At 38.0% G+C, this 23,985-nt stretch carries 21 protein-coding genes; 12 read left to right on the plus strand and 9 right to left on the minus strand.

Translation table 11 applies throughout. The features are described from left to right. Positions 1–98: 98 nt before the first annotated feature. Positions 99–2,822: a sodium-translocating pyrophosphatase gene (locus ORNRH_RS00985; RefSeq protein WP_014790049.1), complete on the minus strand. Its 2,724-nt coding sequence runs from the start codon at positions 2,820–2,822 to the stop codon at positions 99–101. Between the two features lie 263 nt (positions 2,823–3,085). Between ORNRH_RS00985 and ORNRH_RS00990 the strand changes: the two genes are divergently transcribed. The 10 genes from ORNRH_RS00990 to ORNRH_RS01035 all read left to right on the plus strand — a co-directional run bounded on the left by ORNRH_RS00990 (position 3,086) and on the right by ORNRH_RS01035 (position 14,147). Beyond that, complete coding sequence (locus ORNRH_RS00990) at positions 3,086–5,320, plus strand: DUF5686 family protein (RefSeq protein ID WP_014790050.1); 2,235 nt, start codon at positions 3,086–3,088, stop codon at positions 5,318–5,320. A gap of 370 nt (positions 5,321–5,690) precedes the next feature. Beyond that, positions 5,691–6,671 carry an amidohydrolase family protein gene (locus ORNRH_RS00995; RefSeq protein WP_014790051.1) on the plus strand — a complete coding sequence of 327 codons (981 nt, stop codon included), beginning with the start codon at positions 5,691–5,693 and terminating at the stop codon, positions 6,669–6,671. Positions 6,672–6,743: 72 nt separating this feature from the next. Then, entirely contained in the window at positions 6,744–7,568 is an 825-nt protein-coding gene (locus ORNRH_RS01000; RefSeq protein WP_014790052.1) for a hypothetical protein, read from the plus strand. A gap of 65 nt (positions 7,569–7,633) precedes the next feature. Further along, positions 7,634–8,446, plus strand: coding sequence for a 3-deoxy-8-phosphooctulonate synthase (gene kdsA, locus ORNRH_RS01005; RefSeq protein WP_014790053.1), 813 nt, complete (start codon positions 7,634–7,636; stop codon positions 8,444–8,446). Position 8,447: 1 nt separating this feature from the next. Next, the gene (gene hemN / locus ORNRH_RS01010; RefSeq protein WP_014790054.1) at positions 8,448–9,809 is read left to right on the plus strand and encodes an oxygen-independent coproporphyrinogen III oxidase; all 1,362 of its coding nucleotides are present in this window, start codon (positions 8,448–8,450) and stop codon (positions 9,807–9,809) included. Positions 9,810–9,881: 72 nt separating this feature from the next. Beyond that, a complete protein-coding gene (gene hpt, locus ORNRH_RS01015) occupies positions 9,882–10,427 on the plus strand; it encodes a hypoxanthine phosphoribosyltransferase (RefSeq protein WP_014790055.1) in 546 nt (181 codons plus the stop codon). 9 nt (positions 10,428–10,436) lie between these two features. Next, a complete protein-coding gene (locus ORNRH_RS01020; protein ID WP_014790056.1) occupies positions 10,437–11,015 on the plus strand; it encodes an adenylate kinase in 579 nt (192 codons plus the stop codon). A 77-nt stretch (positions 11,016–11,092) separates the two neighbouring features. Next, entirely contained in the window at positions 11,093–11,731 is a 639-nt protein-coding gene (gene rsmG, locus ORNRH_RS01025; protein WP_014790057.1) for a 16S rRNA (guanine(527)-N(7))-methyltransferase RsmG, read from the plus strand. A gap of 86 nt (positions 11,732–11,817) precedes the next feature. Further along, positions 11,818–13,491, plus strand: a complete 1,674-nt coding sequence (locus ORNRH_RS01030; RefSeq protein WP_014790058.1) for a formate--tetrahydrofolate ligase — start codon at positions 11,818–11,820, stop codon at positions 13,489–13,491. Positions 13,492–13,577: 86 nt separating this feature from the next. After that, the gene (locus tag ORNRH_RS01035; protein ID WP_014790059.1) at positions 13,578–14,147 is read left to right on the plus strand and encodes a GNAT family N-acetyltransferase; all 570 of its coding nucleotides are present in this window, start codon (positions 13,578–13,580) and stop codon (positions 14,145–14,147) included. Here ORNRH_RS01035 and gldG read toward each other — a convergent pair whose 3' ends face one another. Genes gldG through ORNRH_RS01055 form a run of 4 tightly spaced genes read right to left on the minus strand, consistent with a single transcriptional unit; the run spans position 14,148 to position 17,926 of the window. Beyond that, entirely contained in the window at positions 14,148–15,830 is a 1,683-nt protein-coding gene (gene gldG, locus ORNRH_RS01040) for a gliding motility-associated ABC transporter substrate-binding protein GldG (protein ID WP_014790060.1), read from the minus strand. Then, on the minus strand, positions 15,827–16,552 hold the full coding sequence (locus tag ORNRH_RS01045; RefSeq protein WP_014790061.1) for an ABC transporter permease subunit: 726 nt from the start codon (positions 16,550–16,552) through the stop codon (positions 15,827–15,829). Before ORNRH_RS01045 ends, gldG begins: the two co-directional genes overlap by 4 nt. A gap of 2 nt (positions 16,553–16,554) precedes the next feature. Continuing rightward, positions 16,555–17,094: a CopD family protein gene (locus tag ORNRH_RS01050; RefSeq protein WP_014790062.1), complete on the minus strand. Its 540-nt coding sequence runs from the start codon at positions 17,092–17,094 to the stop codon at positions 16,555–16,557. 7 nt (positions 17,095–17,101) lie between these two features. After that, positions 17,102–17,926, minus strand: a complete 825-nt coding sequence (locus ORNRH_RS01055) for an SAM hydrolase/SAM-dependent halogenase family protein (RefSeq protein ID WP_014790063.1) — start codon at positions 17,924–17,926, stop codon at positions 17,102–17,104. Positions 17,927–17,986: 60 nt separating this feature from the next. Here ORNRH_RS01055 and ORNRH_RS01060 point away from each other — a divergent pair, with 60 nt between their 5' ends. Further along, positions 17,987–18,928, plus strand: coding sequence for a PhoH family protein (locus tag ORNRH_RS01060; protein WP_014790064.1), 942 nt, complete (start codon positions 17,987–17,989; stop codon positions 18,926–18,928). A 252-nt stretch (positions 18,929–19,180) separates the two neighbouring features. Here the strand turns inward: ORNRH_RS01060 and azu are convergent, their stop codons facing one another. Genes azu through ORNRH_RS01080 form a run of 4 tightly spaced genes read right to left on the minus strand, consistent with a single transcriptional unit; the run spans position 19,181 to position 21,700 of the window. Further along, entirely contained in the window at positions 19,181–19,687 is a 507-nt protein-coding gene (gene azu / locus ORNRH_RS01065) for an azurin (RefSeq protein ID WP_014790065.1), read from the minus strand. A gap of 1 nt (position 19,688) precedes the next feature. Then, a complete protein-coding gene (locus ORNRH_RS01070) occupies positions 19,689–20,189 on the minus strand; it encodes a dihydrofolate reductase (protein ID WP_014790066.1) in 501 nt (166 codons plus the stop codon). Continuing rightward, positions 20,173–21,138: a TerC/Alx family metal homeostasis membrane protein gene (locus ORNRH_RS01075; protein ID WP_014790067.1), complete on the minus strand. Its 966-nt coding sequence runs from the start codon at positions 21,136–21,138 to the stop codon at positions 20,173–20,175. Before ORNRH_RS01075 ends, ORNRH_RS01070 begins: the two co-directional genes overlap by 17 nt. Before the next feature lie 25 nt (positions 21,139–21,163). After that, positions 21,164–21,700 carry a transporter gene (locus ORNRH_RS01080; RefSeq protein WP_155814484.1) on the minus strand — a complete coding sequence of 179 codons (537 nt, stop codon included), beginning with the start codon at positions 21,698–21,700 and terminating at the stop codon, positions 21,164–21,166. A gap of 50 nt (positions 21,701–21,750) precedes the next feature. On the opposite strand from ORNRH_RS01080, the gene ORNRH_RS01085 reads away from it, so the two are divergent. Continuing rightward, entirely contained in the window at positions 21,751–23,952 is a 2,202-nt protein-coding gene (locus tag ORNRH_RS01085; RefSeq protein ID WP_014790069.1) for a RelA/SpoT family protein, read from the plus strand. Positions 23,953–23,985: the final 33 nt, after the last annotated feature.

Genomic DNA, 23,985 nt, shown 5'->3' on the forward strand with positions numbered 1-23,985 from the left:
TTTCCTCTAATTTCTTTTCTGGAGCAGTTTTATTTAAAACAAAAATAAGCGCGACTCATTTTGAGTCGCGCTTATCATTTATTAGGGCAAATATAATTTTATTCCGTAAAGCGAACATCTAAACGACGATTTTGCGCTTGACACGCAGGCGTGTCATTTGCCTCGCAAATTGGGTGCGCTTCGCCATAGCCTTCTGCTTCTAATCTATCAGCAGCAATTCCTTTAGCCACCAAAACATTTTTTAAACTTTCGGCTCTGGCTTGCGATAGCTTTAAATTATTTTCAGGACTACCAACATTGTCGGTGTAGCCTCCGATTTTTAGTTTCACATCTGGATAAGCGTTTAAGATTTTTACTAAATTCTCAATTTGCTTATTAGACTTTTCTGTAAGCTCACTACTTCCTGTTTTAAATCCAATTTGGTCTAAAGTTGTCCAAGTTTTGTACAATCCTGCGTTATCGATTTCGCCTCCATTTAACAAATCTACCAAATGCTTTTCAGTTGAATTAATCCCTTTGTTTAAAGTTTCATTGTTAGGTAAGGCGATTTCTGTAATTTCACCTAATTGATAAATGTAATTCCCATCAGCATCTATTAATTCTTCTTGTGGAGCTTCCTCTAAAATAATCGCTCCATTATCAATCGGTTTTCCTTCATATAAATTGCTTTCTTTCTTGATTTGTTCGCCCAAAATCGGAGCAATTACCAAACCTACCAAACAAGACAATTTAATCAAAATATTCATAGACGGTCCTGAGGTATCCTTGAACGGATCCCCAACGGTATCACCCGTTACAGAGGCTTTGTGCTCGCCAGTTCCTTTGGCATGCTTTACACCAGCCACCTCAACACCTGCTTCGATTGATTTTTTGGCATTATCCCAAGCACCACCTGCGTTGTTTTGGAAAATTGCCCAAATCACTCCCGAAACAGTAACCCCAGCCATGTAGCTACCAAGCGACTCTGCCCCCATTAGGAATCCAATCAAAATTGGTGTAAAAATCGCAATCGCACCTGGCAACATCATTTCTTTTAAAGCAGCTTTGGTAGAAATATCCACACATTTTCCGTATTCTGGCGTGCCTGTTCCTTCCATAATTCCTGGAATTTCACGGAACTGTCTTCTCACCTCTTGCACCATTTCCATAGCGGCTTTCCCCACCGAATTCATTGCCAAAGCAGAGAACACCACGGGAATCATTCCACCGATAAATAAAGCGGCTAAAACATTGGCTTTAAAAATATTAATTCCATCGATTCCTGTAAAAGTAACATAGGCAGCGAACAAGGCTAAAGCCGTAAGTGCCGCAGAAGCAATGGCAAAGCCTTTCCCAATGGCTGCGGTAGTATTCCCCACAGAATCTAAAACATCGGTGCGACCCCTTACTTCTTTTGGCAATTCGCTCATCTCAGCAATTCCACCTGCGTTGTCAGCAATTGGTCCAAACGCGTCGATGGCCAATTGCATCGCAGTGGTCGCCATCATTGCAGATGCGGCGATTGATACCCCATAAAATCCTGCAAAACTATAAGCTCCCCAAATTGCGCCCGCAAATAATACAATAGGTGCAAATGTTGAAATCATTCCTACACCAAGCCCTGCAATGATATTGGTCGCAGCACCTGTTGCAGATTTCTCTACAATGCTTAAAACAGGTCTCTTGCCAAGTGCGGTATAATATTCTGTGAAGTATGAAATGGCAAATCCTACAATCAATCCTATTAATACAGAATAAAAAACATAAATTGAAGGGATTTCTTGAATGCCTAAACCAAAGAAATTCATTTGTAGAACTTCTGGCAACATCCATTTAATCAAGAATAAAGAAACCACTGCTGTAAGTATAATTGAAACCCAGTTTCCTAAGTTTAATGCCATTTGCACTTTGTTTTCGCTTGCATCGTTTGACTTAATTTTTACGAAAAAAGTTCCGATGATTGAAAACACAATTCCGAATCCTGCAATAAATAAAGGTAACAAAATAGGACCCATACCGTGAAATGCCGTAGGTGCACTAGCTCCCATATCACGGATTACATAATTCCCAAGTACCATAGCCGCCAAAACAGTTGCTACATACGAACCAAACAAATCGGCTCCCATACCTGCAACATCCCCCACATTGTCGCCCACATTATCGGCAATGGTTGCGGGGTTACGCGGGTCATCTTCAGGGATTCCAGCTTCTACTTTCCCCACCAAGTCTGCTCCCACATCGGCAGCTTTGGTATAGATACCACCTCCTACACGCGCAAAAAGTGCAATAGATTCTGCTCCGAGTGAAAATCCTGCCAAGGCCTCTAGCACCATTGTCATACTCGAAACAAAATCTCCCTCGCTATCGCCTAAATAAGCCAACAAACAGAAGAAGATAAAACTTAGCCCAAAAACGGCTAAACCTGCAACGCCTAATCCCATCACCATTCCACCTCCAAACGAAACTTTTAAGGCTTGTGGCAAGCTAGTTTTAGCTGCTTGTGCCGTGCGCACATTGGCATCTGTTGCTACACGCATCCCGATGTTACCCGCAATGGCAGAAAACACAGCTCCCACGATAAATGCAGGAACAATCAACCAGTGGGTGGTGGGCACGATATAGGAAATAAATGCCAATGCCAGAGAGGCTACTAGTACAAAAATTAGCAAAATTCTATATTCTGCATTTAAAAAAGCCATCGCTCCTTCCTTGATGTGGTGGGCAATAGTCTGCATTTTGGCTTCGCCGCTGTTTTGCTTTTTAATCCACGAAAACTTCGCTCCCATTACAGCAAGTCCCAGTAGCGCCAACAAAGTCGGTAAATAAATAATCCAATCGCTCATATGTTATATTTTTATATTTTCTACTATTTTTCTTGACAATGTGTAAAAATTACATTTTTAATGATTTTTTAATCGTTTTTAAGGCTTAGCTTAAACAATATTTCAATCATTTTACCAAATTTGGAGCATAAAATTAATATTAATTTTTAAATTCACACAGTTTTCAGTTAATTAAACTAAAAAAAATTTTCGGCCAACATATTTGAAATTTCACAAGTAAAATCTTTATTTTTGAAAAATATTTGATTCCTAACCTATTATTTATGAAAAAAATACTTGTAGTTCTCGGCATTTGTTTGGTTTCTATTAAGCTAAATGCTCAAGAAATTGATGATCAAAATATCTATTTAAAGCAGCTAGAAATTAATGCTAAGGACAATAATGCAGCGATTCAACTGATTAAGGAAGTGATTTCTAAAAGAAAACAAAACAGCCCAAAGAGTTTGCCAGATTTTAGCTTTAAATCTTATACCAAATTCTCGAATGTGCTGAATTTCTTAATTCCAGAAAAAGAGATGGATGAGGAGACCAAAAAAAGTTTCCTGGAGACTAAGGAAAGTATTGATTTCATTTCTGAAAAGGCGGATAGGTATATTTATGACAAGCGTTTTGGCAAAAAAATGATTACTGAAACCTACCGAATTGCTGGTCTGCAATCGGAATTGCCAGAAATTGTAGCCATAGAGCCCCTACCTTATGATTTGAGCGATAAGACTTTCAATTTCTTTTATTTTAAAACCTTCATAAATCCCGTTTCCAATTACGGAATCAATTATTACAACTACCGCATAAAAGACACCATTGAGCTCAATAATCGAAAAACGATTCAAGTAAATTTCAAAAGCAATAAAGAAGCAAAAACACCACTTTATGGTAGCATTTGGGTGGATTTAGCCACAAAAGGGATTGCAAAATTTGAGGCTGAATACCAAAACGATCGAGATGAAATTTACAATTCTGGCGGAATTCAGCTTATAGGAAACGATGGGAAAATGAGCTATGAAATGCAGAGCAATTACAGATTTTATAAAAATGTGTGGATTCCCGTGAATCAGTCTTACCAATCCATTTCTTTAAAAAGAAAAAAAATAAATGGCAAGATGAAAGAAATATCCACGAGCACCTTTAGCATGGAAAAAACTTTTAGCGATTTCTCTACCGATAATCATTTTGTGGCTAAAGATTTCAATGGATATTCTCGCGAAATTGCCCCTAATGCCAGAAAACATTTTGATGAGCGAATTAAAGAATTTCGCCCAAAGGAATTAACGCCTATGGAAATTAAAAGCTATGCTCTAAACGATGCCGAGGGTGAAAAAGAACATATTGATTTCTACTTGAAAAAGGCTCGCTTTTTAATCAATGGGCTGAACTTTAACCTTGGAAAAGTTGATTTAGTTTTGCCCGAGTTTTTTGGGAACAATGAATACGAGGGAATCCGTTTAGGGCTGGGACTACAAACCAACGAGTATTTCAATAGGCGAGTGAGCTTTAATGGGCATGTAAATTATGGTTTTAAAGACAAAAAGATTAAATACGGCGTAGGTACCAAATATTTGGCAGTGCCTAAAAACAACGGATTCTTTTCCTTCGACTATATGGACGATTTGAACGCCGCGGGACGATTCTTCTCGCCACTCAGAACGGGGTTCAATGTTTTTAGAGTAACGGCAATCAACGGGAATAAGCATGATTTCTTTAATCAAAAGAAATTCTCCCTAGCATATCAGCAAGATTTCTTTGATAATCTCACCCTGAGACTAGGCACACACCACGCCGAGGAAAAAAATCTATTTAATCCTAATTTAGAAAATCAAAAATTCAACAATAATTTATTAAGTTTTAATCTAAAATGGTCGCCGTTTAGCCAATATGTAAAAGTGCCCTACGGAACCTTTACGCTAAAAGATGGCTCGCCGAATATTTATTTAAATGTATTAAAATCCAACAAAGTAGCCAACGGAGATTTCGACTTCACTCGTGTGGAAGGTGCCGTAGAATACCAATTCAACCTGTTCCCTAGAGAAACTTATATCAAAATCAACGCAGGAGCCACTTTGGGCAAAACACCACTCTGGTACAGCTTCAATCATGGCTCCAATAACCTTAACGAATCTGTTTTTGATATATTTAACCTAGGCGGAACCGACTCTTTCGAGACCATGCCTGCCGATGCATTTTATAGCACACAATTCATTTCGCTACTGGGGCGCCAAAAATTATTTAACTTAAACGGCAAAAAAAAATCTGCCCCTACCTATTTGATTGTAAAGACTATGTACGGGAAAATCCAATCAAACGACCTATTGTATGCCGATGGCAAAATTGCCCCTAATAAATGGTTTAGCGAAGCAGGTTTAGAATTTAGAAAACTACTGCTCGGCAGTGTGGGAATTGGGGTGTATTATCGTTTTGGGGCTTACAATGTGGGCAAAATCAAACAGGATTTAAGCATTAAATCCATCATAGATTTACCTTTTGCCAAAATTAAATTCTAAAAAAACGAAAAAACTTTTAGCCAAAAAACATAGGAAAATAAGCATACCTACAAGGTAGAAACACAAACCACACGGGAAAATGAGTATACCTACAAGGCAGATACGCAATCCACACAGGGAAATGAGCATACCTACAAGGTAGAAACACAAACCTCACAGGGAAATGAGCATACCTACAAGGTAGAAACACAAACCTCACAGGAAAATAAGCATACCTACAAGGCAGAAACACAAACCTCACAGGAAAATAAGCATACCACACTGGTTTAATGATAAAAAATTAGAGTTATAAACATAGTATTAAAAACTTTTTTTGTTGATTGGTTCAAAAAAACATACATTTGAAAAATTTATAACAAAAATCATCTCAATGAGTACACTACAACACTTCGACCCGAAAGATGCAGTTATTGAAAAAATCAAAGAAAAAGGCGGCTGGGTAAACTGCCACGCACACCTAGACAGAGCTTACTCGCTGCAAAAAGACACTTTCTCATTCACCAATTCTTACTTAAAAGAAAAATGGCACTTGGTAGATGAGATGAAAAAAAATTCTACCGTAGACATTATTTATGATAGAATGGCGCGTGCCATCGAGTATTTCTTGGAACAAGGCGCACAAGCCGTAGGTTCTTTTATCGATGTAGATGAGGTAATGCAAGACCGAAGCATCAAGGCAGCGCAGAGAATCATGGATAAATATGGAAAAGATATCGAGATTCGCTGGGCAAACCAAGTGTTGAAAGGAGTAATTGATCCAAAAGCAAGAGAATGGTTCGACCTTTCGTCTGACTTCGTAGACATCATCGGGGGGCTACCTGCCAAAGATTTTGGTAGAGAAGAAGAGCACCTTGACATCCTTATGGAAACTGCCAAAGCTAAAAACAAATTAGTACATGTGCATGTGGATCAATTCAACACAGACGAGGAAACTGAAACCGAGCTTTTAGCTAGAAAAACTATCGAACACGGATTACAAGGTAAAGTAACCGCAGTGCACTCAATCTCAGTAGCTGCACACCCTAAAAAATACCGTTACGAATTATATGATTTAATCAACGAAGCACAAATGCATGTTATCTCATGCCCTACTGCGTGGATCGACCACAACCGTACAGAGCGTTTGGCTCCAAGCCACAACTCCGTAACGCCAGTAGATGAAATGATTCCGCACGGAATTAATGTTGCCTTCGGGACAGATAACATCAACGATATCTATAAGCCGTTCTCTGATGGAAACTTGTGGACAGAACTTCGCGTAATGCTTGAATCTTGCCACTACTATGATGTAGAAAAACTTTCGGACATCGCAACCATCAATGGTCTAAAATGTTTAGGTATCGAGAAGTAATTTTTTTAAGTAAAAATCTAAAAAATATCCCTTTTTCTAAGGGATATTTTTTATTTAAAAGAACCAAATAAAATGCGTTTTATCAAATACTTTACTCTCCTTATTTCTTTGAATTTATTTGCACAGAAAATTCAAATTTTCGATGATTTCACGCAAACACCAATTCCATATGTTACTATTGAAACTAAGACCAATAAATATTTATCTGATTCTTTAGGAAAGTTTGTTTTTGAAAAAAATCAACCAAAAGACTTTAAACTATATAAGGAGAATTATCAAGAAAAAAATATTACGGCTAACGAGTTCAATGATAAAATCTTTTTACAGCCCAAAAGTATTCAAATTAAAAGTTTAAATCTAAATTTTAAAAACAAAAATGAATTTGGTAATAAAAAAGGAAAAGGTTCTGTTCCCTTAAACAATCAAATGGATTTCACAATTCTTGTGGAAAATCCAAAAAAGCAAAAATGTAAAATCCTTTCCCTAAATTTTAGCGTAAAATCTACGGATTCTATCTCCAAGAATCAATTTTTGGAAATTTCTTTTTTTGAAAATAAAAATAATAAGCCTTACGAAAAGATAGAAACTTCTCAACAAGTTTTAGTTCCGATAGAAAAACGCCACAAAAACTATAAAATAAATCTTGCAAAAGAAAATTTACTTTTTCCAGAAAGCGGTATTTTCACGAAGTTATCACTTTTCAGCAATATTGGCGAGGAGAACAATCAAGTAGGGCGAATTTCCCTAAACACCTTACCTAAATCTGGCAAAGCACTTGCCTATATTCGTAAAAAAACTCACACAAGTTGGGATAATATAGTGCCTCTTTTGGACTCGGGATCGTCTCCTTTGCCCACAATTCCAGCCATTAGTTTTGATTGTATTTGCGCTGAATAAAATTCACTTTACAATCTGTCAAATATTTAGTAAATTTGCGGTTTAATCTTGTAATTTAAACCCAAGTGATACAAAATTTGCCCAAAATACAATTTACCGATTCTGGTAATTTCTTTTTAATCGCAGGACCTTGCGCCATAGAAAACGAGGAAACTCCTTTTGCCATTGCAGAAGAATTAGTAAAAATCACTAATGATTTAAAAATTCCTTTCGTGTTTAAAGGTTCGTTCCGAAAAGCTAACCGTTCGCGTATCGATAGCTTTACGGGAATTGGAGACGAAAAAGCCTTAAAAATCATTCAGAAAATAGGCGAAACTTTTAATGTGCCTACTACAACAGACATTCACGAAAGTAGCGATGCCGCACTTGCTGCCAAATATGTAGATGTGTTGCAAATCCCCGCATTTTTGGTGCGCCAAACTGATTTAGTCGTAGCGGCTGCCAAAACGGGAAAAGCGGTAACTTTGAAAAAAGGACAATTTCTTTCGCCAGAAAGTATGCAATTTCCCGTGCAAAAAGTAACCGACAGCGGAAACCAAAATGTCGCCATCATTGAACGAGGTACTACTTTTGGCTACCAAGATTTGGTAGTAGATTTCAGGGGAATTCCTGTAATGCAGCAATATGCTCCTGTGATTTTGGACATCACACATTCACTTCAACAACCAAATCAATCAAACGGCGTAACGGGCGGAAAACCAGCACTTATAGAAACCATAGCTAAAGCTGGAATCGCCACAGGCGTAGACGGAATTTTCATCGAGACACACCCGAATCCAAGCCAAGCCAAAAGCGACGGTGCTAATATGCTACCGCTTAATCAAATGCGCGATTTGCTTGAAAAATTAATTAAAATCAGAGCGGCTATAAACTCATAAAATGAACAAAGAATTAATTCAAAAATATAATATTCCTGGTCCACGATACACCAGCTACCCCACTGTTCCCTACTGGGACAACGAGCATTTTTCGGTATCGGACTGGGAAGAAACACTTAAAAAATCATTTAAAGAATCTAATCAAAAAGAGGGAATTTCGCTGTATTTGCACTTACCATTTTGCGAAAGTCTGTGTACTTTTTGTGCTTGCCACAAGCATATTACCAAACGCCACCAAGAGGTGGAAATGCCTTATATCCAAACGGTTTTAAAAGAATGGAACTTATACTTAAATCTTTTAGACGAAAAACCAATCATCAAGGAATTGCATTTAGGGGGCGGTACCCCAACTTTCTTTTCGCCTGAAAATTTAAAATTCTTATTAGAAAGTATTTTCAGCAAAGCGGAAATTGCCGAAAATCCTGAATTTAGCATCGAAGGGCACCCCAACAATACAACTTATGAGCATATGAAAATGTTGTATGATTTAGGATTTCGCCGTATCAGTTTTGGTGTGCAAGATTATGATTTAAAAGTGCAAGAAGCCATTCACCGCATTCAGCCGTTTGAAAATGTAAAACGAGTTACCGAGCAAGCCAGAGAAATTGGTTATGAGAGCATTAGCCACGATTTAGTATTTGGATTGCCGTTCCACACTTTAGACAAAATGAAATACACCATTGCTAAAACCAAGGAGCTCAATCCAGACAGAATTGCGTTTTATAGCTATGCACATGTGCCGTGGATCAAAGGCGTAGGGCAGCGTGGTTTTGATGAAAAAGATTTGCCCTCTCCTGCCGAAAAACGAGAATTGTACGAAGTGGGAAAAGAAATTTTTGAACAAATGGGCTACGAGGAAATCGGAATGGATCATTTTTCATTAAAGACCGATAAGCTTTATTTAGCTTCAAAAAACGGAACGCTACATCGCAACTTCATGGGCTACAGTTCGTCTAAAACACAGGTAATGATTGGGCTGGGAATGTCCTCTATTTCAGATAGCTGGTATAGTTTTGCACAAAATAACAAATCCCTGAAAGAATACACCGAATTGGTAGAAAACGGAATTATTCCCGTAACCAAAGGGCATATCCTTAGCCGAGAGGATTTAACCATGCGTCGCCATATTCTAAATTTAATGTGTAATTTAAAAACCAATTTTAAAGAACTACCGATTGAGAATTTAGACGACATTAAAACACGATTGGCAGAAATGGAACGCGATGGATTGATTGAATTTACCGATGATGAACTAATCGTTACCGAAGCAGGACGAATCTTTATTCGCAACATTTGTATGGCATTTGATTTAAGAATGCTGCGAAATAAGCCCGAAACTCGAATTTTTTCGATGACAATTTAATTTTTTAGCCAAAATACTTAGTGTAATTTAAATACATTTAATAACTTTACCCCTTTAATTTTTACTTGAAAAATGGAAAAATCGATTACTATTCTTGATAAAACTTTTGTTCCTTTTCTCTCTGACGAGGAAATTCAAAATGCCATTGAAAATGTGGCACAAGACATTTACAAAAAATTTAAAGATGAAACACCGCTTTTCGTAGGAGTTTTAAACGGAGTAGTAATGTTCTTTAGCGATATGCTTAAGCACTATCCTGGCGATTGCGAAATCTCATTTATCCAAATGAAATCTTACCAAGGCACCTCTTCCACAGGACAAGTAAAAAGATTGATGGAAGTGCCAGATGAGCTGGTAAAAGATCGCCATATCATCATCATGGAAGACATCGTAGACACAGGCAATACCCTAGAGGCTCTCTACGACATGATGCAATCAAAACCTATTGCAAGTGTGAGCATTGCAACTTTGCTTTTCAAACCAAATGCTTACAAAAAAGACTTAAAAATCGATTATATCGGGCTTAGCATTCCAGACAAATTTGTAGTGGGATACGGCTTAGATTACGATGGATTAGGACGAAATATTCCAGAAATTTATCAATTAAAAGAAAATTAATCTTATATCATGAAAAACATAGTACTTTTTGGACCTCCGGGCAGTGGAAAAGGAACTCAAGCACAACTTTTAATCGACAAGTACAATTGGGTACAGCTTTCGACTGGAGACATGTTTAGACACCACATCAAAAACGAAACTGAATTGGGGCTACTTGCCAAGTCTTACATGGACAAAGGAAATTTGGTGCCAGATGAAGTAACAATCAACATGCTTAAAGAAGAATTAAGCAAGCACAAAGATGCAGAAGGAATTATTTTTGACGGGTTCCCACGCACTACGCCACAAGCCGAGGCTTTAGATGAGATTGTAAAAGAAGTTTTGGGCGAAGAAATCGACGCTACTTTAGCTCTTGCGGTGGAAGATGAAACCCTAGTACAAAGAATCCTTGAAAGAGGAAAAACAAGCGGAAGAAGCGATGATGCAAGCGAAGAAATCATTCGCAACCGAATCAAAGAATATTATAACAAAACCAATCCTGTTGCCGAGCACTACAAAGGACAAAACAAATGGAACGAAGTAAACGGCGAAGGAAGTTTAGAAGAAATTACAGCAAGATTGATTGAAAAAATTAATCAATTAGACTAATTTAATAATTTATAGACTTGAATAAATCCTTGTAAAAAATTACATTTACGGGGATTTTTTCAAGTCTTTTTTATCTTATGGAATATCACTTAATCGAAAAATATTTTCCTGCACTCAGCGAAACGCAAAAAAAACAATTTGAGCAATTAGGCACGCTCTACCCCGAATGGAACGAGAAAATCAATGTAATTTCTCGCAAAGACATCGAGGAATTGTACACACGCCATGTTTTGCACTCGCTTGCCATTGCCAAAGTGTACCAGTTTTTGCCCAATCAAAAAGTGCTTGATGTGGGCACAGGTGGTGGATTCCCTGGGATACCTTTAGCCATTTTATTTCCAGAAACGCAGTTTCATTTAGTGGATTCCATTGGAAAAAAAATCCTCGTGGTTCAAAATATTGCCGAAGCACTTGGGCTAAAAAATGTTGTCGCTGAACAAAAACGAGTAGAAAAAATCAAAGATAAATACCATTTTATAGTAAGCCGTGCAGTAACTCAAATGCCGAGATTCATGGCTTGGATTAAAGGTAAATTCTTAACCCAAGAATTTGAAAATCAAAAATTAAAAAATGGTATTTTGTATTTAAAAGGTGGTGATTTAAGCGAAGAATTAAAAGACTACCCTAAAGCTAAAATATACAATATTAGCGATTTTTACACCGAAGATTTTTTTGATACCAAAAAGGTGGTTTATTTAGCCATGAACACAAAATAATTTCGACAAAAACTAACAATTTTCATAGGTAAAGTTTCAAAATTTATTTTTAACTTAGTAAAGTTAATCTTAAAAATAAATATTTTATGGCTTTTCCTACTGATATTGAAATTGCCAACTCGGCAAATATTCAACACATCAAAAAAATCGCTGAAAAATTAAATATCCCCGAGGATGATTTAGAAATGTATGGCAAATACAAGGCTAAACTTCCGCTCACGCTCATCGATCCAGAGAAAATCAAGCAAAACAAATTGATTCTGGTTACCGCCATCACTCCTACTCCAGCGGGCGAAGGAAAAACCACCACTTCGATTGGATTGGTAGATGGGCTCAACAAAGTGGGCAAGCAGGCTCTTGCCGTGTTGCGCGAGCCTTCGCTGGGTCCCGTTTTTGGTGTAAAAGGCGGTGCTGCGGGAGGTGGTTACGCACAAGTAATCCCGATGGAGGATATCAACCTGCATTTTACGGGGGATTTTGCAGCAATTGAAAAAGCCAATAATTTACTTTCTGCTGCGTTAGACAATAATTTAAATAGCAAAAAACGCTCGCTCAACATCGACCCGAAAACCATTACTTGGAAACGCGTAATGGACATGAACGACCGCACTTTGCGCCAAATCATCATCGGTGTGGGCGACAACAACGGTGTGGTGCGACAAGATGGGTTTAACATTACGCCTGCCTCAGAAATTATGGCAATCCTTTGTTTGTCTGAAAATTTCTCGGATTTAAAAGAACGACTGGGCAACATTTATGTAGCTGATACTTTCAACGGAAAACCCGTTTTTGCACGAGATTTAAAAGTTGTAGGAGCTATGGCGATATTGCTAAAAGATGCCATCAAACCGAATTTAGTGCAAACTTTAGAGGGCAATCCTGCCATCATCCACGGTGGGCCGTTTGCCTCTATTGCACAAGGAACCAACACCGCGATTGCGACCAAAATGGGCTTATCGCTGAGCAATTATGTAGTTACCGAAGCTGGTTTTGGAGCAGATTTAGGTGCTGAAAAATTCCTTGATATTAAATGTACTTCGGCAGGCTTAAGCCCAGATGCTGCCGTAGTAGTGGCAACCGTGAGAGCATTAAGACATCACGGCGGAGCGAGCAAAGATGAATTGCAAAATCCAGATTTAGAAAAATTAAAATTAGGTTTCCCGAATTTGGAAAAACACATCGAAAATGTGCAAAAATTCAATTTAAAACCTGTTGTAGCCATTAATTTATTCCCAAATGACAGCGAAGAGGAATTGCAATACATCATCGACAAATGTGCCGAAAAAGGCGTAAAAGCTGTTGTAGCCGAAGGCTTTGCAAAAGGTGGAGACGGTATGAAGGATTTGGCTAAAGCCGTAGTAGAAATCGCTGAAAATAACACCGAAAAATTTACGCCGATTTACAATGCAAATGACAGCGTAGAAGATAAAATCAATAAAATTGCAACTGAGATTTATGGTGCAAAAAGTGTAAAATATTTAGCCAAAGCAAAAAGACAAATCAAAGAATTACAAAAAAACGGATTTGATAAATTGCCTGTTTGTATGGTAAAAACGCCAAAATCACTTTCTGATGATGACAAAAAACTCGGTCGCCCTGAAGGCTTCTTTGTAACCGTAAGAGAATTTGAAATTGCTGCAGGTGCAGGATTCATAATTCCGATGCTTGGCGATGCGATGCGTATGCCAGGGCTTCCGCCAGTGCCAGCAGCCGAAGGCATGGACATCGATGACCAAGGCGTGATTACTGGATTAAGCTAAAAAATAATTTTTCATAGTTTGTATTTCGCAGTGTTTTCTTACATTTGATGAAAACACTGCTTTTTTTAATTTAAAAATTTAAGAAAATGTACACCATTCGCAAAGCCGAACCTTCTGATTACAAAGCCATCGCTCGCTATCTACTCATGGCGATGGAAGACATTGTTTACAAATTCATCGGGCACGAAGATGAAGAAAAAGCCTTGGCTTTTTTAGAACATTTCATCCCCGAAAAAGACAATCAATATTCTTATGAAAATTGCCATGTAATATTGCACAACAACCAAGTGATTGGGGCAGCAGATGTGTACGATGGCGGCAAACTTGCAACACTCAGAGCTCCCATCAAAAAATATGTGGAAGAAACGCATTCAAAAGACTTTTCGCCCGAAGACGAAACCGAAGCTGGCGAGTATTATTTGGACACGCTCGGCATCGATCCTGCGTATCGTGGCAAAGGATTAGGAACTCAATTGCTTAATTTCCTAATCACAGAATATACTGTAAAACGCCACAAACCGCTCGGACTTTTGGTGGACAATGATAATCCTAAGGCTAAAAAATTATACGAAATTTTAGGTTTTAAAAAGGTAGCCGACAAAACTTTAGTCGGAAAAAAAATGGAGCACTTGCAATATGCCCCATCTCGAGAATAATTATTTTTTGGTAAATTTTCGTTTTCTCCAATAAGGGAGCAGCAAGCACATAAGCCCCACAAGCAGTGCAGGCAAAGCGATATTGTACCATCGCCAAGCGCTTTTTTCGTCTTTAATTCTATTTTTGTCTAAAAGATAAATCGTGCGTTGTTTGTCGTTTAGGTTTAGAATGGTTTCATCTCCTACCAAATAATCCATGCAATTTACCAAAAAGGCAGCGTTGTCATAAATCACACTCGGAGCCGCAGGCATATCTGGACGCATGCTGTATTTATCTGCTCCAAGTGGCAACGGCACACCGCGAAACAAGTGATTTTTGGCAAAATCACCATCGCCAATAATGATCATTTTGTTGTCTTTTACACTTGGTTTAAAGCCTTGCACCTCACGCGATTCGTAACGCCCAGCATAGGCAGATTTAAAATTTCCTTCGAGCAACACTGCCAAAGGATACACGCCTTCTTGAGCAGGATAGTTCTCTGGCACGGTATTATTAATTTCGTTAAAATCTATGTAGGTCAAAGGAGATTGCAACTGCACATTGGGCGAAGTGGATAAAAGCACCTCCGCCTTTACAGAATCTCTTGGTAAAATCTCAACGGGATTGGCAAATTCAAAACGCAACGGATTGCTAATTTTCTTAGTAATCGGTGAGTTTCTCATTGGCATACTCAGTGGGAAATAAGCCCACGGAAATTGCTCATAAGCTGCATTTCCATCGGTGTTGCCAATGGCAAGCGTTATGTAAGCCGATTGCAAATCTTTGACTACCGCAGGCATGATTCGCACACCGTAATTAAACAATAAATCTTTGATATTTGGGTCGCGTGGAAAAGCCACAATTTTATCTTTTCTGAAAAGGCTATCCATCTCGGCATCCACAGACTCCGTCATCCAAAGCGTTTTTCCGCCGTGCATAATATATTGATCTATAATCAATTTATCTGAATCAGAAAAAGGCTTAAGCGGCTTGGCAATCACCAAGGCATCAAATTTCTCAAGATTTTTTAAATCCTTGTTGGTAAGCGTAAAACTGCCATTGGTTATGGGCTCGGTATAAGGTTCGATGTCATAATCTGGTGCCAAGGCATTCAAAAATCCATCTAGATATTGGCGGAACAATTCGTCGTGATGCACGATTAATCCTATTTTTTTTCTTTGTTTTTGGGTTAATCGATAAATCTCTTTGATGAATTTATTTTCGATCTGGTCGGTCGAAGCCAAAGCACGCTGCTCGATCGGAATTTTTTGATTGCTCAACAATGAAATGGTTGCTGATTTGCCTTCGGTATCAATCGTCGCAAAAGGAAAAACACGCAAAATTTTATCATTGGTTGGCACTGCAATATCTTGCACCCCGTGCTGTTTTAAGCTATCTAAATTCAGATTTTCGGCTGTGGGGTTTATAAATTTAAATTCAATGTTTTTATTGGCTCGCTGAATTTCGTTTAAGAAAAACTGCGTTTCGTTTTTAAGCGTTTTAAAACTTGCCGTTAAATCTCCGTCCAGAAAAATATGAATTTTAATCGGATTTTTGATATTTTTTAAAACTTGCTCGGTACTTGGCGCAAAAGAATATCGCTTATCCTCGGTAAAATCCCAGCGTTTATAAAAGATTTGGCTTAAAAATATAATGACTAAAAGCCCAACGATGAGCACTAAACTAAGACTTACTTTTTTCATTTTTTATTCTTTAGCAATGAAACATAAGAAATGAGCAAAAACACTGGAATTAAGCCCAAGAAATAAATTAAATCTCGGGTATCTATCAATCCTTTCAAAAATCCGTCGTAATGAAAACTTGCGCCCCATTGTTGTAATGTGTAGTCTAAACTTCCCAATAAATTATAAGATGCAATTCCTTGAAAACCAAAAAACAACACAAAATTGCAAAATACAGCCACAATGTATGCCGTAACTTGCTGACTGAAAAATGTGGACGCCATAAGCCCCACTGCGGCAAATAATAAAGCCAACAAATATAAACCTAAATAAGCAGTAAATACGACGCCCGTGTCTATTCCGTTTAGGCTAAAATGAGCTAGCGTAATCACCGAAAAAAGCGTTAAAGCAATCATTAAAAGCAAAACAATTGCCACCGAAAAAAATTTACCCAAAATGATTTTTTTCAAAGAAATGGGCTGAGTCATCAGCCAATCTAAAGTGCCGATTTGCTTTTCTTCTGAAAATTGCTTCATCGTAATGGCGGGTACTAGAAAAAGCAAAATCCAAGGTGCTACAAAGAAAAATGAATCTAATCTTGCAATTTCTGAATTAAATACATTGTAATCGTTGTCAAAAAACCACAAAAACAAAGCACAAACCAAGGCAAAGGCAAATAAAATGGCATAAGTGGCATAATTGCCAAAATAGCCCCAAAGTTCTTTTTTTAAGACACTTAGCATAATTATTTGTTTTTATTGACCAATTTTACAATGAGCATAATGAGTGCCCCCATTGCCACAAACGAAATCAATGCCCAATACCAATATTGAATAAAAAATGTTTTTAATACCACCGCAAATACCACCGCAAATAGAATCAAAGTGGCGACTTCATTCATCATACGGAGCTGCACAGAGCCTAATGTAATTTTTCTATTCTTTAGGTTTTTAATCATTTGCCAACACCAATAGTGATACACAAATAAAATTAATACAAAAAGCAATTTCACATGCATCCAGCCTTGTGAGAGATATGCCCAATTCATTGCATAGAGCAAATAAATACCTGAAATCGTCATGATACACAATGCTGGAACAGTGATGATGTTCCACAGGCGTTCTTCCATAAAACAATATTGTTTATGCAAAATTTCCTTTTCTGTCGTGTTGTTTGATTGCAAAGCCTCGGTATGGTAAATAAATAATCGTACCATGTAGAAAATCCCTGCAAAATAACTCACCACAAAAATGATGTGTATTGCCTTTATAATCGAATAATCCATTTTTTACTTATTTTTTGATACTTATATAAATTTGAGCTCCTTCCTTTAGACCAAAAAGCGTGCATGCCGCTCCTTGCCTTTTGGGATCTGATTTGTACACGCCAATTTCCAAAAATCCCGTACAATTGAACAATGCAAAGACATTTCCCATTCGGTTGCGTTCCTCCTCATCGGGTTTTATATCGCTGTATCGTTCATGCACTTCGTCGATCGAATTGGAGTAAAATTTAATTTCAAAATTCCTGCCTCGCACAAAATCTCTAAAATATCGTTGAGTTACATTAGTCACCGCATTTCCAAACTTATCGACATAAATCACTGTCGCGATAATCGTGTCCTCATCGCGTTTCATAGGCACTAGCGAGTTGAGACTTACAAACTCTTCCGTCGCATTGCCGACCAAACTTAAAGTTCCGCCCCTAACCAAATGGCACGCCACTGGCACAAAAATATCTCGTGTGGGAAAATTACTAAACGGATCATATTTTCCAATCGTGATTTCCACCATTTCGTCTGGTTTGGTTTCAGCCAAAATAAGCGACAAAATTCCGTTATCTGCAGCCAAAAAATATTGCCCGTCGATGCGAGCCGCTAGAAGTTTTTTATTTTTATCTGGCAGGGCATCTACCCCGATGATGTGCACCGTGCCTGCGGGGAAATTGGGATAAGCATTTTTAATGATAAAAGCCGTTTCTTTTAAGTCAAAAGGTCTGATATCGTGAGAAATATCCACCAAGCGAGCATCGGGCAATTCTTTTAAAATACTCCCCTTCACTGCGGCAAGTGAATAGTCTTTTAATCCAAAATCTGTCGTAATTGTTATAATTGGCATGGTGAACTACAAATATATTGCTTATTTTTGTATCTGAATTAAAAAAATTAAAAATTCAATTTGAATAAAATAAGTATAGAACTCGCAGAAATCAATGTTCAGGATTTTTATGGCATTCAGAATAAGAATCTTGAATATATTGTACAACAATTTCCTAAACTTAAAATTGTGGCTCGCGGTAGAAAAATTACCGCAGTAGGTCCGGATGATGAGCTGGTGAATTTTGAACAAAAAATCAATATGATTTTAGATCACATTCATCATTTCAATCGCTTAAATGAAACGGATTTGGAATATCTTTTTGAAGAAAGTAAGCTTGCGCCTAAAAGAATTGCACTCGACGATACCATCATTCATGGGCTAAATGGCACCATTATTAAAGCCCTTACGCCCAATCAGCGAAAATTGGTAGATGCGGTGTACAACAAAGATATGGTTTTTGCTACGGGTCCCGCTGGAACAGGGAAAACCTACACTAGCGTGGCTCTTGCAGTGAAAGCACTGAAAAACAAACAGGTAAAAAGGATTATTCTTACGCGTCCTGCCGTGGAGGCGGGCGAAAGTCTAGGTTTCTTGCCTGGAGACTTGAAAGAGAAACTAGATCCATATTTACAGCCGCTTTATGATGCTTTGCGCGATATGATTCATTTTGATAAACTTGCTAGCTACATCGAAAAAGGCGTGATAGAAATTGCTCCATTGGCTTTTATGCGTGGACGCACGCTCGACAATGCTTTTGTGATTTTGGACGAAGCACAGAATACTACACATTCTCAAATGAAAATGTTTTTAACCCGTATGGGGAAAAATGCCAAATTCATCATTACGGGAGACCCTGGGCAAATAGATTTACCTCGAAAACAAAAATCTGGATTGAAGGAAGCTATGGCTATCTTAAAAAATGTGCCCGATATTGCATTTGTTCAGCTAGATGGTAAAGATGTGGTGCGCCACAAGATTGTAAAACAAATCATTGATGCCTATCAAGAATACGAAAAATAGGTTTTTAAGTAATTTTTTATTTGATTTAAAAAAGTATTTAATCCCGTTTTTACGCGTGTCTCCCTGAACTTGTTTTAGGGTCTCAACCACGCACAGGGATTCTGAATTAAATTCAGAATGACAAATCGAGATTAAATTTGAGAGATTCCAAATCAAGTTCGGAATGACAAAAATGTATTAAATTCTGTTTTTATAAACAAAAAAAGGAAGCGCAAAAGGCTTCCTTTTTTCAATTATAATTTTTTGAACAGGTTATTCTACAATCAATTTACCATGCATCATCACATAATGCCCTGGGAATGAACAAATGAAATCATATTCACCTTTGTCCAAAGCTGGGATTTCAATTGTATCTTCTTCGCCTCCACCTAAGATTCTAGTGTGCGCAATTACATCATCTTTCATTTCCTGCGGAATAAAATCGGTGTCCTTTGCCTGAGTAGCAGCTTGCCCAAAGGCATCTACATCGGTTCCTTTTTTAAGCAATACAAAATTATGCCCCATGGTTTCTTTGCTTTGCTCTCCCACATGTTTTAAAGTGAGTGTAATTGGCTCTCCAGCTTTGGCTTTCAATGTAGTTTTGTTAAACTTCATTTGATCTGTTGCCTCGATACTAAGTTGATTCTCTTTGGCTTCTGGAGCAGCTGCTTCAATCGCTGGTGCGTTGTTTTCTGTTGCTTTTTCGGTGCAGCAGCTTTTTTCTTTGCTACAGCTGAACATTACAGCCGCTGCGCTTAACATTAAAATTATCTTTTTCATATTATTTTATTTTTTTGTAAGTTTCAAAAGTTAGTTTTATACCTTTTTCCGTTGTTAAATCCTTAGCTTTTATCAGTTCAAACTGAGTGGCATCAATGGCTGGAAAATGCGTATCTCCTTCATAAGTTTCATGAATTCTCGTGATTTCTATTTCGTCGATTAAATCCATGGTTTGGCGATAAATATTGTCACCACCTATTACATGAGCTTTTTCTGAGTCTAAATTTTTTGCAGTGGCTACGGCTTCCTCCAAGCTAGTTACCCAAATTACTTGCTCGGTATTTGGTTTTGGGTCGCGAGAAAGCACAATGTGCACACGATTGGGCAATGGTTTTGGGAAAGATTCAAAGGTTTTACGCCCCATAATCATGGGGTGCCCCATGGTTACTTTTTTGAAGTGTTTTAAATCTTCTGGGATGTGCCAAATGAGCCCGCCGTCTTTGCCAATTACATTGTTTTCTGCCACGGCAACCACACTGATGAGTTTAAACTTTTTGTGCATTTTTCTCTGCTTTTAATGAAGCTAAAATTCCTACCAAAATACTCACAAAAATCACGCTCAATGAGAACCATTCAGGGATTTCGATATGGTGAATGAGTAGCATTTTGACACCGATGTAGAACAAAATTACAATGACACTGAATTTTAAATATCTAAATCTTTCAAGCATATTTGCCAAGAAGAAATACATGGAACGCAATCCTAATGTGGCAAAGATCGTCGCACAGAACACAATCAAGGAATCGTGCGAAATGGCTAAAATCGCCGGAATGCTATCCACCGCAAAAAGCAAATCGGTAAGTTCAATAATCACCAAAGCTCCAAACAACGGCGTGGCTACTTTCACACCATTTTCTATGGTGAAAAATTTATTTCCGTCAAGATTTTGGCTCATTTTTAAATGCTTATGCATAAATTTATCTAGAGCAGAAGTTTCTTCTTCTATTTCCTCATTGTTATTGATTTCTTCCCACAACATTTTCACCGCAGTAAAAAGTAAAAACACTCCGAACACATAAACAATCCAGCTTACTTTGTTAAATAATACAACTCCCACGGCAATCATGATTCCACGAAAGACAATCGCACCGATGATTCCCCAGAAAAGTGCCTTGTGCTGGTACTTTAAAGGAATTTTATAGGATGTAAAAATCATCGCAATCACAAATAAGTTATCTACGCTTAAAGAAAGCTCTATCAAATATCCCGTGATGTACTTTACCGCTGCCCGATACGGGGTTAAATGCGTAGGGTTGTGCACTAATTCGTTTTTGTACAAAAGGTACAAAACGCCCGAAAATCCCATAGCGATCGCAATCCAAAAAAGGGTTTCGATAGCGGTTTTCTTGTGCGAAATGTCTTCGGTTTTGTGCAATACTAAAAGATCAAAGGCTAAAAGTCCTGCTATAAAAATTAGCAAGCAAATCCATACAATTAAATTTAAATCCATTTAAGTTTTTTTAATTCCAAGATGATTACACTGCAAAAACTACACCAGCAAACGGACGAATCGCTGAAGAAAAAATACTATTTTCTTCTTTATACAAGACATTATACATAATTCCTGCTCTCAAAGAAACTCTCCCTTCGCTTTGGTATCCTCCTCCTATCCACAGAGCAGATTCATTGATATCATAACTATCGTTTGTAATTTTTGATTTTTGACTCCCTGAAAAATACTCATAATGCACTCTTCCAAAAAACTGAGGAACAAACATATAATTCACATAAGGACCGACTGAAAATAAATTACTTTTGAAATAATTATCTTTATTATATTGGTATCCAAGCGTAGCTCCCGCCTCTAGCCCGTTACCTAGCTCATACCCAAGTGATGGCGCAAGTGCCAAAGCCATATAATTATTATTCCCAAAGCTTAAACCTGCTCCCATTCCCAATCTCCAGCGATTAGGCTGCGCATTTTGGTCATATTGTCCCCCGAAGCCGTTCAGCTGAGCATGCCCAGACACCATTCCAAATGCCAAGGCTACCATAAATAAAATATTTTTCATAATTAAATTTTTTCAATTAAATTTGAATGCCCCAAAATTAATAAATTTAAATGACTCCAGAACAAGTACAAGCCGAAATTCAAGAAATCGCCATGCGATACAAGGATATGTTGAGAAACACATATCGCCATTTGTCTGACGAGGATAAATTGGTCATACGCAAAGCATTTGATCTTGCCATGGATGCACACAAGAATCAACGACGCAAAAGTGGCGACCCCTACATCTTCCACCCGATTGCCGTGGCGCAAATCGTGGCAGACGAAATCGGGCTTGGAGCTACCAGTATAAGCTGTGCACTCATGCACGATGTGGTAGAAGATACCGACTATACTTTACAAGATATCGAAAAACTTTTTGGGGCTAAATTTGCTAAAATTATCGACGGGCTCACCAAAATTTCGGTTCTAAACGACCAAGAGCTTTCCATTCAGTCTGAAAACTTTAGAAAACTTTTGCTCACGCTGTCTGAAGATGTGCGTGTAATTTTAATCAAAATCGCCGACCGCCTGCACAATATGCGCACGCTGGAATCTATGTCTCCAAGCAAGCAAATGAAAATTGCATCGGAAACGATTTTTATCTACGCTCCACTAGCCCACCGCATGGGGCTCTACAACATCAAAAGTGAGCTAGAAGATTTAAGCTTAAAATATACTAAACCAGAAGAATATTTTGAAATCGCGAATAAATTAAAGGCGGAGGAAGAAGATAGAAACAAGTATGTAGAAGACTTTAAAAATGCTATTTCGGAGAAATTAGACGAAGAGGGCTTAAATTATGAAATTAAGGGACGCGCCAAGTCTATTTTCTCGATTAACAAAAAAATGAAAAGCCAAAATGTGGCTTTTGAGGAGATTTTTGACAAATTTGCCATTCGCATTATTTATAAGTCCGACCTTAAGAACGAGAAATTCATTGCTTGGAAAATTTATTCATTAATTACCGCCATTTATAAGCCCAACCCTGCCCGACTTCGCGATTGGATTACGCTGCCTAAATCTACGGGCTACGAGTCGCTACACATCACCGTAATGGGACCTGGCGGAAAGTGGGTAGAAGTGCAAATCCGCTCGGAACGAATGGACGAAATCGCCGAAAAAGGGATTGCGGCACACTACAAATACAAGGAAAATTATAAACTCGAGGATTCCAAAGTTGAGGAATGGATTGCACAAGTGCGCGAAGTGATAGAAAATCAACGGAATAGCAACACTTCGGAATTTATTGATAATTTTAGACTTAATCTTTATACCAAAGATATTTTTGTCTTTACGCCAAAAGGCGAAGTGATGTCTCTGCCAAAGGGTTCTTGCCCGATTGATTTTGCCTACGCCATTCACACCAAGGTGGGAGACCGCTGTTTGGGAGCCAAAGTCAATGGAAAACTTTGTCCGTTAAGTTATGAACTTAAAAACGGAGACCAAATCGAAATTATAGCCTCACAAAACCAACGCCCCAAAGCCGATTGGCTCGATTATGTAAAAACAGGGCGTGCGCGTACCAAAATCAAGGCTTCGCTCAATGCAGAACGCCGCGAAAAATCGGAAGAGGGGAGAGAAATTTTAGAAAGAAAGTTGCGCCACCTGCGTTTAACGCTTGACGAAAGTATGGTAAATGAACTGCAAGCTTTCTTTAATGAAAAAAATTCGCAAGATTTATTTTTCCATGTGCAAAATGGCGTAATCGCTAACCAAGATTTAAAACGATTTGCCGATAAAAAAACAGGGGTTACCAGTTTCCTAAACCGATTTAAAACACGAAGCGGAAACAAAAAAGCCATTGTAGCACCACAACATCTTGACCAAGTAGTGTTTGGCGACGAAGAAAAGAAACTAGACTACACTTTGGCTAATTGTTGTAGCCCAATTCCAGGAGACGATGTCTTTGGTTTTATTACCGTAAATCGTGGTATCAAAGTGCATAAAAAGACTTGCCCAAATGCCATAGAACTCCGTGCCAACTACTCTTATAGAGTAATGGAAGCCAAATGGATAGACTCTTCTCGCAGAGAGTATAAAACATTTATAAAAGTAATAGGACTAGATCGCCACGGAATGCTCAACGACATCACCAATTGCCTTTCTAGAAACAATAATGTGGAGATGAAAAGCGTGAATGTGAGATCTGAGGGAGGAATGATGATTGGCGACCTTGAAATTGTGGTTTCTCATAAAAATCAGTTAGAAAATATTTTGTCTGAAATTAGACAAATAGAGGGTGTAAATAAAGTGAAAAGAAGCCAAGATTAATTTTAAATTTTATATTTTTGTTTTTTCAGAACC

This window comes from Ornithobacterium rhinotracheale DSM 15997 (assembly GCF_000265465.1).
Taxonomy (GTDB): domain Bacteria; phylum Bacteroidota; class Bacteroidia; order Flavobacteriales; family Weeksellaceae; genus Ornithobacterium; species Ornithobacterium rhinotracheale.

Bases quoted from the DNA above. Each gene is read 5' to 3' on its own strand.
- hemN (WP_014790054.1), top strand. From the start codon at position 8,448: ATGAACAAAGAATTAATTCAAAAATATAATATTCCTGGTCCACGATAC.
- ORNRH_RS01055 (WP_014790063.1), bottom strand. From the start codon at position 17,926: ATGCCAATTATAACAATTACGACAGATTTTGGATTAAAAGACTATTCA.
- ORNRH_RS01075 (WP_014790067.1), bottom strand. From the start codon at position 21,138: ATGGATTTAAATTTAATTGTATGGATTTGCTTGCTAATTTTTATAGCA.
- ORNRH_RS01045 (WP_014790061.1), bottom strand. From the start codon at position 16,552: ATGCTAAGTGTCTTAAAAAAAGAACTTTGGGGCTATTTTGGCAATTAT.
- ORNRH_RS00990 (WP_014790050.1), top strand. From the start codon at position 3,086: ATGAAAAAAATACTTGTAGTTCTCGGCATTTGTTTGGTTTCTATTAAG.
- hpt (WP_014790055.1), top strand. From the start codon at position 9,882: ATGGAAAAATCGATTACTATTCTTGATAAAACTTTTGTTCCTTTTCTC.
- ORNRH_RS01070 (WP_014790066.1), bottom strand. From the start codon at position 20,189: ATGCACAAAAAGTTTAAACTCATCAGTGTGGTTGCCGTGGCAGAAAAC.
- ORNRH_RS01035 (WP_014790059.1), top strand. From the start codon at position 13,578: ATGTACACCATTCGCAAAGCCGAACCTTCTGATTACAAAGCCATCGCT.
- gldG (WP_014790060.1), bottom strand. From the start codon at position 15,830: ATGAAAAAAGTAAGTCTTAGTTTAGTGCTCATCGTTGGGCTTTTAGTC.
- ORNRH_RS01020 (WP_014790056.1), top strand. From the start codon at position 10,437: ATGAAAAACATAGTACTTTTTGGACCTCCGGGCAGTGGAAAAGGAACT.
- ORNRH_RS01085 (WP_014790069.1), top strand. From the start codon at position 21,751: ATGACTCCAGAACAAGTACAAGCCGAAATTCAAGAAATCGCCATGCGA.
- ORNRH_RS01000 (WP_014790052.1), top strand. From the start codon at position 6,744: ATGCGTTTTATCAAATACTTTACTCTCCTTATTTCTTTGAATTTATTT.
- ORNRH_RS01030 (WP_014790058.1), top strand. From the start codon at position 11,818: ATGGCTTTTCCTACTGATATTGAAATTGCCAACTCGGCAAATATTCAA.
- ORNRH_RS00995 (WP_014790051.1), top strand. From the start codon at position 5,691: ATGAGTACACTACAACACTTCGACCCGAAAGATGCAGTTATTGAAAAA.
- ORNRH_RS01050 (WP_014790062.1), bottom strand. From the start codon at position 17,094: ATGGATTATTCGATTATAAAGGCAATACACATCATTTTTGTGGTGAGT.
- rsmG (WP_014790057.1), top strand. From the start codon at position 11,093: ATGGAATATCACTTAATCGAAAAATATTTTCCTGCACTCAGCGAAACG.
- azu (WP_014790065.1), bottom strand. From the start codon at position 19,687: ATGAAAAAGATAATTTTAATGTTAAGCGCAGCGGCTGTAATGTTCAGC.
- ORNRH_RS00985 (WP_014790049.1), bottom strand. From the start codon at position 2,822: ATGAGCGATTGGATTATTTATTTACCGACTTTGTTGGCGCTACTGGGA.
- ORNRH_RS01080 (WP_155814484.1), bottom strand. From the start codon at position 21,700: ATGAAAAATATTTTATTTATGGTAGCCTTGGCATTTGGAATGGTGTCT.